The organism is Marinobacter sp. (assembly GCF_033722195.1).
GTDB lineage: Bacteria > Pseudomonadota > Gammaproteobacteria > Pseudomonadales > Oleiphilaceae > Marinobacter.
In genome coordinates this window covers 1-10,294 of record NZ_JAWVZL010000100.1, presented here as the reverse complement: position 1 = coordinate 10,294, position 10,294 = coordinate 1, and the positions used below count along the sequence as shown (strand labels likewise).

The following is a 10,294-nucleotide window of genomic DNA, read 5'->3' as shown; positions in this document are numbered from 1 at the left end:
CCCACCATGGCAAAACCCCAGAAGTTGCCCGGCTGCTGCCAGGCATTGCGCAAACCCAGTCCTTCCAGACCCGCCTGCAGTATGCCGTTGGGGGCGTTGATGCGCACATGACGGTCGTCCATGAAATTCACCAGCGCCACCGGCGTGCCGGCAAGACCGGCCGCCTGCAAGCGCTGACGCTGCTGGGTCATTACCTGATCCTGTTCCGCCAGCACCGCCTGCGCCCGCTCCTGCCGGCCCAGGATTTCGGCCAGGGTGAGCAGCATGGTCCGGGCCCGCTGGTAGGGCTCGGCGCCCTTGTCGTAAACGCTGATCACGTAGGTGGGCGCGATGCCCCGCAGCAGCTCCCAGGCCGGTGCCAGCTGGCCGCTGGTCACGATCAGATCGGGTTTGAGTTCGGCAATGGCTTCCAGGCTGGGGGCACTGCGACTGCCCACGTTCTGCGGACCTTCCGGCAGTGGCGGTTCCTGCACCCAGACCGGATAGCCCGCAAGGTCCGCCACCCCCACCGGTACCACACCCAGCAGCAACAGGGCCTCCGTGGCTGCCCAGTTCAGTGCCACGATCCTGGTAGGGGTCTTGGAAAGCTCCAGCTGGCCACGCTCGTGGCTCCAGACCCCGGCCGCCTGCACCGGAAGCGCGAGCAGCAACAGCAGTAACAGCGCCAGCCGGCGCACGTCAGTGCACATAGGAAACCCACTGGCCCGGCGCCCGCTCCAGGACCCCCATTGGCACCCGGTAGATGGACTCCAGGGTCTCGCTGTTCATGATCCTGTCCGGGGTGCCGTCGGCCACCAGCTCGCCACCCCGGGGGCCGCGGCGCAGCGCCACCAGGCGATCACAGAAACGGGCCGCCAGGTCGACATCGTGCAATACCAGGATCACGGTCAGTTCACGCTCCTGGGCCAGGCGGTGGATCAGCCGCAGGGTTTCCACCTGATGCTTCACATCCAGTGCCGAAATCGGTTCGTCCAGCAGCAGGCATTGGGTCTGCTGGGCCAGCAGCATGGCGATCCAGGCGCGCTGGCGCTCGCCGCCGGAGAGGGTGTCCACCGAGCGGTGCTGGAACTCGGTCAGGTCGGTGGCGGCGATGGCCTGGTCCACCAGCACATGATCCTCGCGAGTGTAGCGCCCGAACGGCCCACGCCAGGGGTAGCGCCCCAGCGCCGTCAGCTCCCGCACCGTCAGGCCGTCGGTGGCCGGTGGATGCTGGGGCAGATAACCAACAATGCGGGCGAAGGCGCGGGCGCCAATGTGCTGGAAATCCTGGCTCTGCAGGCTAACCTGACCAGTGGAGGGCTGGATCTGCCGGGCCAGCACCTTGAGCAGGGTGGACTTGCCGGAGCCGTTGTGGCCCAGCAGTGCAGTGACCTCGCCCTCGGCAAAGCCCAGGCTGACGTCGTTGAGGATCGGGGTGGTGCCGGCCTGGACTCCCAGCTGGCGGACTTCTAGGAAGGTGGACATGCAGGCTCCGGGAATTGGGCGACGGGCTTGACAGGAATCGCCGGGCGTCACCATGACGCCCGGCTGCCAGGGCTGCAAGAGTAGTCTAAATGCGAATCAGTATCAATCGGTCGCCGCTTCGGCGGCCTGCCAGTTGCCGGCCTGACCAGTCTGCACCCGCCACTGCGCGGCGTAGGCGCCGTCCCGCTCAATCAACTCCCGGTGGCTGCCGGATTCCACCACCACTCCCTCGGACACCACCGCAATGGTGTCCGCATCCACGATCGTGGACAGCCGGTGGGCGATCATGATCACTGTACGGTCGTGGCCGATCCGTTGCAGCGAGCGCTGGATAGCCGCCTCGGTCTCGTTGTCGACAGCGCTGGTGGCCTCGTCCAGCACCAGGATGGGCGGGTCCTTGAGCAGCGCACGGGCCAGCGACAGGCGCTGGCGCTGACCGCCGGACAGACGCACACCCCGCTCCCCGACCTGGGTATCCAGCCCTTGGGGCAGGGCCTGGATGAAGCCCCAGGCCTCGGCGGTGCGGGCGGCCTCGATGATGGCCTCGTCGCTGGCGCCAGGCCTGCCGTAGGCCAGGTTGTCCCGGATGCTGCCCTCGAACAGGTAGACATCCTGGCTCACCAGGCCGATGGCTTCCCGCAGGGATTTCAGGCTCACCGAGCGGATGTCCTGGCCGTCGATACGGATCTCACCCGCGGTGGCATCGTAGAACCGCAGCAGCAGCTTGATCAGGGTGGACTTGCCGGAACCGGTGGCGCCCACCAGCGCCAGGGTGTTGCCGGCCGGCACCGTCAGCGAGATGGCCTCGATACCGGCGCCACTGGACGGATAGCGGAAGCCCACCTTGTCGAACACCACCTCACCCTTCACCGGCTGCGCCAGCGGGGTGTCGGCCTGGTTGCGGACGTGAACCGGCTCGGCCAGCAGATCCAGGATGCGGCGTGTACTGGCCATGGCGCGCTCGAACAGGTCGATCACTTCCGCCAGCCCGGTCAGCGGCCACAGCAGACGCTGGGTCAGGAACACCAGCACGCCGTAGGCTCCGACATTGAGCTCGCCCTGGATCGCCATCATGCCGCCCACGGTGAAGGTGGCCAGGAAACCCGCCAGGATCGCCATGCGGATGACCGGAATGAATGCGGAACTGATACGGATGGCCTTGCGGTTGGCCTCCACATAGGCCTCGCTGCTGGCCTTGAGGCGCTCGGCCTCACGCTGCTCGGCGGTAAAGCTCTTGATGGTGGCAATACCGCCCAGGTTGTTGGCCAGGCGGGTGGAAAGATCGCCCACTTTTTCCCGCACATCGGCGTAGAGGGGTCCGGCCTTGCGCTGGAAGTAGAAAGCGCCCCAGATGATCAGCGGTATCGGGGTGAACGCCAGCAGGGCAATCAGTGGGGAGAGCACGAAGAAGACCGCACCCACCGCCACCACGGTGACCAACACCTGGATCATGGCGTTGGCGCCGCCGTCCAGGAATCGCTCCAGCTGGTTGACGTCATCGTTCATGGTGGCCACCAGCTGGCCGGAGCTGCGGGCCTCGAAGAAGCTCATGTCCAGCTTCTGGGCGTGCTCGTAGGCGTCCTGGCGCAGGTCCGACTGCAGGCGCTGGGCCAGGTTGCGCCAGAGGATCTGGAACAGGTACTCGAACAGGGATTCGCCCGCCCAGATAAAGAAGGTGAGGCCGCCAAGGATCAGGATCTGCTCGCGGGCAGACTCGAAGCCCAGCGAGGCCACAAAGCTCTCCTCCTGGTTGACCACCACATCGATGGCGATACCGATGAGGATTTCCGGGGCAATATCAAACAGCTTGTTGATGATCGAGCAGGCACTGGCGGCAATGATCTGGCGGCGATAGCCCCGGGCGTAGCGAAGCAGCCGGCCGAGGGCCGCGAAGCTGCTGGTGGTCTTGGCAAGGGTCTGGGTCATAACCGGCGTCACCTGGGCTGCAAAAGCCGCAAGGGTAGCCGATTTGGGCCAGGACTTAAACGTGAACCATTATCACATGGACCCGGACGAGGACGGCTTCCCGGCATCCTTGCGCAACACCACCACGGATTCGGCCACCAGCTCCCGCCTTGGCAGGGTGTTCTCATCCATTCGGCCACTGGCGGACACCTTGTCCCCTACCGCGATCTGCGGATTGCCCTCGTCATCGAGGGGATTGTACGGCATGGCAGTGGTGTCGACGGTCATGCGGCGCTGGTTCGAATCGATGACAAAGTGGCTGTCACCCACCCGGGTTACCACACCCACCACGACCATGTCCCCCAGTGTGACGCGGGGATCGGGCGTGGTGTCCACCAGTCTGGAGCGGCCTTCGTCATCGCGGCTGCCGGCGTGGAAGTAGGTGCCGAGGTTCTCGACATAGACACTGGCCGCCTCAATCGAGGCCACCTCATAGGTGTCGTGATCCACCGCCCCGTAGACCGTGACCTTGTCGCCGGGCAGCAGTTCGTAGTCCTCGGCATACCAGTCCCAGTCATCCATCTCCACGGTGATCAGGCCGGAGCCGTAGTCGAGCCTGAAACCATCAGGGTCCGCCGTGGTCACGGTGCCGCTGATGACGACCCAGGAGCCGTCCAGGCGCTCCTGCGGGTTCCGCTCCTGCTGCCGGTCCTGTGCCGTAGCCGGTAATGCCAGGGCCAGCAGAGCCAGGGTGGCCAGCAGACTGACAAGATGTCGCAAGGTCATCATGGTGTTCTCCCTCAGCAGGGGGTTACCCGCGCGCAATATGCCATCGGGCTTCCCGGAGTGGGCACTATGGCCGGTTTACCCGACTTGTGTGGCGCAGGGGTTTTTTTCAAGGCTGAGAGGCGGGACACTGGGGGCACTTTATTCAACAGGACGTGGGGGTACCATGACCCTACCGGAAACCTACCGCACGGCCACGGATCTTGCGCAGTATTTCCGGGGCCACTGCAAGCCGCGGCGCGACTGGCGGGTGGGGCTTGAAGTGGAATACTTCCCGGTGCACGAACGCAGCCTGCGACCCGTGCCCATCGACGGCGCGTCGGGGCTGGACGGCCTGTTCCTGGACCTGCAGGCCTGCGGCTGGGATTACGACCGGGAGCGGCTGTCACTGCGCACCCCCCGCGGCAGCGCCATCACCCTGGAACCGGGCGGCCAGCTGGAGATCGCCACCGCCCCCTCGGCCCGCGTCGGCGACATGCTCCAGGCCCAGCGCTCGGACCTGCGGGAGCTGGCGGACCGCGCCGCCCGCCACGGCGTCCTGCTGCTGGCCACCGGCTTCCACCCCACCGCCAGCCTGGGGGCCATGCCCCGAAAGCCCAGCGAGCGTTTTCGCATCATGCGCAACTACATGCCAAAGGTGGGCAGCCGGGGCCTGGACATGATGCACCGCTGCTGCGCGGTGCAGATCAACCTGGATTACGCCAGCGAGACCGACATGATGGCCAAGCTGCGGACCGCCATGGCGGTGCAACCCCTGGTGCAGGCGCTGCTGGCCAATGCCCCGTTCCGGGACGGCGGCCTGGCCGGCGCGGTGTCGGAACGGGGCCGGGTCTGGCGCCAGACCGACCGGGACCGCTGCGGCCTGCTGCCTTTCGTGTTCAGCGACAAGGCCCCCCTGGCGGACTATGTCGACTGGATCCGTCAGGTGCCGCTATATTCCATCCAGGCCGACGGCCAGTACCACGACGTCGCAGGCGCGGATTTCAACCGCTACCTGGCGGGCGAGCTGCCGGGGTTCGAGGGCTGGCGGCCGGACCTGACCAACTGGGAGGACCACCTCAACTCGCTGATGCCGGACGTGCGCCTGAAACGGGTGCTGGAGATTCGGGGCGTGGACACCCTGGCGCAGGAGGACCTGGAGGCCTACTGCGCACTCTGGGTCGCGCTGCTCTACGACGATACCGCGCGGCAGCAGGCCTGGGAGCTGGTGGCGGACTGGCGCTGGGCCGAGCGGCTGGACCTGGCCGACCGGGTACCGGTGACCGGCCTGGCCACGGAAATCCGGGGCCGGCCGCTGAGCCATTGGGTGGGCCAACTGCAGGCCATCGGCCGGGCCGGTGCCGAGCGGCTGAAGGAGGAGGACTGGCTGAACGGCTGCAGCACCGGCATCCTGGGCTGGCTCGACCGGCGCCTGGACAACGCCGAAAGCCCCGCCGGCCGCCTGATTGCCCTGCAACACCAGAACCCGGAACCAGGAGCCTTCGCCGACCTGGTCAGACACCATCTGAGCGCCGGCTGAGGCCGGCCTCAAGCCTGGCGCGGGCGCTCACCCTCGATCAGTGGCCGCATGGCCTGCAGTTTACCGGCGATGAACTCCATCACCGTGCGCACCCGGGCGCCTTGCCGCAGGTTGCGATGGGTCAGCAGCCACAATCCCACCCCCTCGCCGGCCAGAGGCTCCGACATCCGCTCCAGTTCCGGATCGCTGTCGCCCATATAGCAGGGGATGATGCCCACGCCGCTGCCGCCGCGGATCAGGGTGTACATGCCGTGGAGGCTGTTGCAGCGAATCACCGGCTGGGATTCTTTCAGGTGGTTGCGGTACCAGCGGCCGGTGGCCAGGTGCTCAAAGCTGTCGTCGGGCATGACCCAGGCCTGGGCTTCCGGGTGCTCCGGGTCGAAGTCGGGGTTGCAGTCCATATAGCGGGTGGCGCAGTAGATGGCCGATTCGATGGTGCCCACGCGCTGGCCGATCAGACTCTCCGGTGGCGCGTTGGTGGGCCGCAGGGCGATGTCGGTGTCGCGCCGGCTGAGGCTGGGCACCTCGTTGCCGGTACTCAGTTCCAGCTGGGTGCCCGGATAGGCATTGATGAGCTCGCTCATGATGGGGTCGATCAGGCAGTTCAGCAGGGTATCGGTGGTGGCCAGGCGGATCCGGCCCACCGCCCCGGCATCGGTGCCGGTCAACTTGCGCTCCAGGTTTTCCATATCCCGGCTCAGGCGCTCGGCCTCCTTGAAGGCGATTTCGCCGGCCAGCGTCAGCAGCAGTCCCTCCCGGCTGCGCTCGAACAGCTGCACACCCAGCTGCTCCTCCATCTGGTCAAGCCGGCGCAGCACCGTGGTCTGGTGCACACCAAGGATTTCACCGGCCTTGCTGAGGGTGCCGCCGGTGGCCAGGGCATGAACATAACGTAGGTAATCCCAATCCATTGTCACTGCAGATTTGCAACCATATATGAGTTTCAACGTATTTATACTGCAAAAATAAACTTTTAAACTGCTGCCTATCAAGTCACCCGGAGCGTGGAGGAAAAAACCATGACCGTACAGCAGCAGAACATAGTAACCCCTCTTCCCTCCAGCATCCTGCACAATGGCCGCCAGGCCCGGGCAGAGCACACGCGGGTGGCCGCCAGACATGCAAGCGCGGCCGTAAGGCGCCAACTGAACGCCCTGGCCCGGCAGCTGCGCGGCAAGCGCGACTGGCCCAACCCGCCTATGCCGGAGGCCTGATTCCCAAGGCATAACGCCACCGGGAATCCAACGTAGCGGAATACGCCGCCCGAAAAGGGACCTGCCTGCAGGTCCCTTTTCTGCTTTCTGTGGACTCCCTCCATCCTTTGCCCCTCGCAAATCCCCCGATCACCCCTGATTCGCGGCGCTCTTCGGCCGGCACGGGTTGAAAAAACCACCGACAACGCTACCTCACCTGTAGACCGATGTGATTCATCATCCAACAGGGAGGGCCATCATGAGCATGCACACCACCCGCTACGAGATCCACATCGAGGACCGTCTGGTCCGTGACATCCGGGAGCACCGGGGCTGGTTTACCGGGCTGGGGCTACTCTTTCTGGTGCTGGGTGTGGCGGCCATCGCCTTTCCCTGGGTTGCCGCCCTGTCGCTGGAGCTGGCCATCGGGGCCTTGCTGCTGATTGGCGGCATCGCGCAGATGGTGCAAACCCTTCGGGGGCCGCGCTGGAGCGGCTACGGCATGAGCCTGACTCTGGCGGGAGTGGCGCTGATAGCGGGATTGCTGATGCTGGTTTTCCCGGTGGCCGGGGTGTTCACACTGGCTACCGTGGTGATGCTTTTCCTGCTGATCGGCGGTACCCTGAAGACCGCTTTCGCGCTGCTGGTCCGCCCCGCCGTCGGCTGGGGCTGGATCCTGACCTCCGGGCTTCTGTCCCTGGCGCTGGGCCTGCTGATACTTGCCCAGTTCACCGCAACGGTGCCCTGGGTCCTGGGCCTGCTGCTGGGGGTGGATTTCATCTTCACCGGCATCTGGATGCTGATGCTGGCCAGCCATGCCGGGCGCCTGGGCTAGGCTGGTCATCGGCTCCGGCTATGCTGGTCATTAACGCGACAAAACGGTATCCCGCTGGCCGCTTTCCGGACCCTGGGCTAGGGTTTAAAGGCTAACCCAGCGCGATGTGATGAGATGTTCAGGCAGTACGCTTCCGGACCGCCATTCAAATCACCGAACGATCAGGGATGGCGGCCGGATAAAGCGCGACACAGACGCATCGCTCCATGACACATTATGGAGAGATCCGATGGCAGACAATTCCAGAAAGCCCACCACCACAGACGCCGGCATTCCCGTCACCAGCGACGAGCATTCCCTTACCATAGGCCCGGACGGTCCCATTGCTCTGCACGATCATTACCTGATCGAGCAGATGGCCAATTTCAACCGCGAACGCATACCCGAGCGCCAGCCCCACGCCAAAGGGGGCGGCGCTTTCGGCCATTTCGAGGTCACCGAGGACGTCAGCCAATACACCAAGGCCGCGGTCTTCCAGCCCGGTACCAAGACCGACGTGCTGCTGCGTTTTTCCTCGGTCGCCGGTGAGCGGGGCAGCCCGGACACCTGGCGCGACCCCCGGGGCTTTGCCGTAAAGTTCTACACCACGGAAGGCAACTTCGACATGGTGGGCAACAACACGCCGATTTTCTTCGTCCGTGACCCGATGAAGTTCCAGCACTTCATCCGCTCCCAGAAACGCCGCGCCGACGTCAACCTGCGGGACCACGACATGCAGTGGGACTTCTGGTCGCTGTCACCGGAAACCGCCCACCAGGTCACCTGGCTGATGGGGGACCGGGGCATTCCGAGGACCTGGCGTCATATGAACGGCTACTCCAGCCATACCTACATGTGGGTGAACGCCGACGGTGAGCGCTTCTGGGTCAAGTACCACTTCAAGACCGACCAGGGCATCGAGTGCCTGACCCAGGAGGAAGCCGACCAGCTCGCCGGCAAGGACTCCGACTTCCATACCCGTGACCTTTATGAAGCCATCAAGGCCGGCGACTACCCCAGCTGGACCCTGTACATGCAGATCATGCCCTTCGACGAAGCGGACGATTACCGCTTCAACCCCTTCGACCTCACCAAGGTCTGGCCCCACGGTGACTACCCCCTGGTGAAGGTGGGCAAGCTGACCCTGAACCGCAACCCCACCGACTACCACACCGAGATCGAGCAGGCCGCCTTCGAGCCCAACAACATGGTGCCCGGCACCGGTGTCAGCCCCGACAAGATGCTGCTGGCGCGGGTATTCTCCTACGCCGACGCCCACCGGGCCCGGCTCGGGGTCAATTACAAGCAGATCCCGGTCAACTCCCCCAAGGCACCGGTCCACGCCTACAGCAAGGAGGGCGCCATGCGGATGCAGAACGTCACCGATCCGGTCTATGCCCCCAACTCCAAGGGCGGCCCGGCGGCCGACCCTGAGCGCTACCCCAAGGACGAAACCTGGTCCGCCAGCGGCAAGATGGTCCACAAGGCCTACACCCTTCACAAAGACGACGATGACTTCGGCCAGGCCAACACGCTGGTCAACAAGGTGATGGACGACGCCGCCCGCGAGCGCCTGGTGTCCAATGTGGTGGGCCACCTCAAGGACGGGGTCACCGAACCGGTGCTCGAGCGGGCTTTCGAGTACTGGCGCAACATCGACGAGGACATCGGCAAGCGCATCGAAAAGGGCGTTCGGGGCTAAACCTCAAAGCCGGGGCTCCTGCCCCGGCAGCCTTGAATTCAGGCCGGACCGGTCGCACAGAACCTGTAGCTTGATACATAAATTTGCATCGGCGACGGAGAGACAATGTCCCTGGATCAGATACAGGCAGCCATCGACACCTGGACCGGCCTTGGCATCTGGCTGGCCCTGGTGGCCGTAAGCCTGGCATGGACCCTCTATGACCTGCGCACCCGCAACAGCCACATCGCGTCCATCATGCAGCTGGTGTGGATTCTGACAGTACTCTACTCCGGCCCCATCGGTGTCCTGATCTATCGCTACTCCGGCCGCCGGCAGATCGCCACCGACAACCTCTCCCGCAAGGGCTTCCGCTCGGTGGCCCACTGCTACTCGGGCTGCGGTATCGGCGAAATCCTCGGCGTCATCATTACCGTGGGTATCTTTGCCATGAGTACCGCCTGGGCCGCCGGCATCACCTTCGCCCTGGCCTACATCTTCGGCTTTGCCCTCAACCTCGGCCCCATGATGCAGGCCGGCACACCCTTCCTTGAGGCGTTCAAGGGTGCGTTCTTTGCCGAGACCATCAGCATCACGGTGATGGAATCCGTGGCCATTAACGTGGACCTTTACCTCGGTGGCGATGCCACCATGGGCGACGCCCTGTTCTGGTCGTCGCTGTATATTTCGTTGTCGCTGGGGCTGTTCGCCGCCTGGCCCGCCAACCTGCTGCTGATTCATTTCGGGCTTAAGGGCGGCATGGCGGACCCCCGGGACACAGAGGCGGCCGCCAGCGGCCACTGCCACTGAGCGGGCCATCAAGATTAAACTTAATGAGAGTGATTTGTATTAAGTAGACGGACCCGCTAGCATGCGCCTTAAACGATGAACGATTGTTCATGCCAGTTTCGACATTCACTGACATCCGTTTG

Annotated in this window: 10 protein-coding genes; 5 read left to right on the top strand and 5 right to left on the bottom strand. The window is 64.7% G+C overall.

The features are described from left to right. The 4 genes from R3280_RS14025 to R3280_RS14010 all read right to left on the bottom strand — a co-directional run. Nucleotides 1–689 (bottom strand): iron-siderophore ABC transporter substrate-binding protein (locus R3280_RS14025; RefSeq protein ID WP_318999235.1); only part of this gene is annotated, 689 nt, incomplete at its 3' end. Beyond that, on the bottom strand, nt 679–1,464 hold the full coding sequence (locus R3280_RS14020) for an ABC transporter ATP-binding protein (RefSeq protein WP_318999234.1): 786 nt from the start codon (nt 1,462–1,464) through the stop codon (nt 679–681). The genes R3280_RS14025 and R3280_RS14020, both read right to left, overlap by 11 nt. A 102-nt stretch (nt 1,465–1,566) precedes the next feature. Next, nucleotides 1,567–3,390 (bottom strand): ABC transporter ATP-binding protein, encoded by a 1,824-nt coding sequence (locus R3280_RS14015; protein ID WP_318999233.1) that lies wholly within the window; start codon nt 3,388–3,390, stop codon nt 1,567–1,569. 72 nt (nt 3,391–3,462) lie between these two features. Further along, complete coding sequence (locus tag R3280_RS14010) at nt 3,463–4,158, bottom strand: DUF5666 domain-containing protein (protein WP_318999232.1); 696 nt, start codon at nt 4,156–4,158, stop codon at nt 3,463–3,465. Nucleotides 4,159–4,321: 163 nt separating this feature from the next. On the opposite strand from R3280_RS14010, the gene R3280_RS14005 reads away from it, so the two are divergent. After that, a complete protein-coding gene (locus R3280_RS14005) occupies nt 4,322–5,674 on the top strand; it encodes a glutamate--cysteine ligase (RefSeq protein WP_318999231.1) in 1,353 nt (450 codons plus the stop codon). Between the two features lie 8 nt (nt 5,675–5,682). Here the strand turns inward: R3280_RS14005 and R3280_RS14000 are convergent, their stop codons facing one another. Beyond that, entirely contained in the window at nt 5,683–6,585 is a 903-nt protein-coding gene (locus R3280_RS14000; protein ID WP_318999230.1) for a LysR family transcriptional regulator, read from the bottom strand. Nucleotides 6,586–6,693: 108 nt separating this feature from the next. Here R3280_RS14000 and R3280_RS13995 point away from each other — a divergent pair, with 108 nt between their 5' ends. The 4 genes from R3280_RS13995 to R3280_RS13980 all read left to right on the top strand — a co-directional run bounded on the left by R3280_RS13995 (nt 6,694) and on the right by R3280_RS13980 (nt 10,172). After that, the gene (locus tag R3280_RS13995) at nt 6,694–6,888 is read left to right on the top strand and encodes a hypothetical protein (RefSeq protein ID WP_318999229.1); all 195 of its coding nucleotides are present in this window, start codon (nt 6,694–6,696) and stop codon (nt 6,886–6,888) included. A 238-nt stretch (nt 6,889–7,126) separates the two neighbouring features. Then, entirely contained in the window at nt 7,127–7,702 is a 576-nt protein-coding gene (locus R3280_RS13990; protein ID WP_318999228.1) for an HdeD family acid-resistance protein, read from the top strand. Between the two features lie 229 nt (nt 7,703–7,931). Beyond that, nucleotides 7,932–9,383 (top strand): catalase, encoded by a 1,452-nt coding sequence (locus R3280_RS13985; protein WP_318999227.1) that lies wholly within the window; start codon nt 7,932–7,934, stop codon nt 9,381–9,383. Between the two features lie 105 nt (nt 9,384–9,488). Further along, nucleotides 9,489–10,172, top strand: a complete 684-nt coding sequence (locus tag R3280_RS13980) for a DUF4396 domain-containing protein (RefSeq protein WP_318999226.1) — start codon at nt 9,489–9,491, stop codon at nt 10,170–10,172. Nucleotides 10,173–10,294 lie beyond the last annotated feature (122 nt).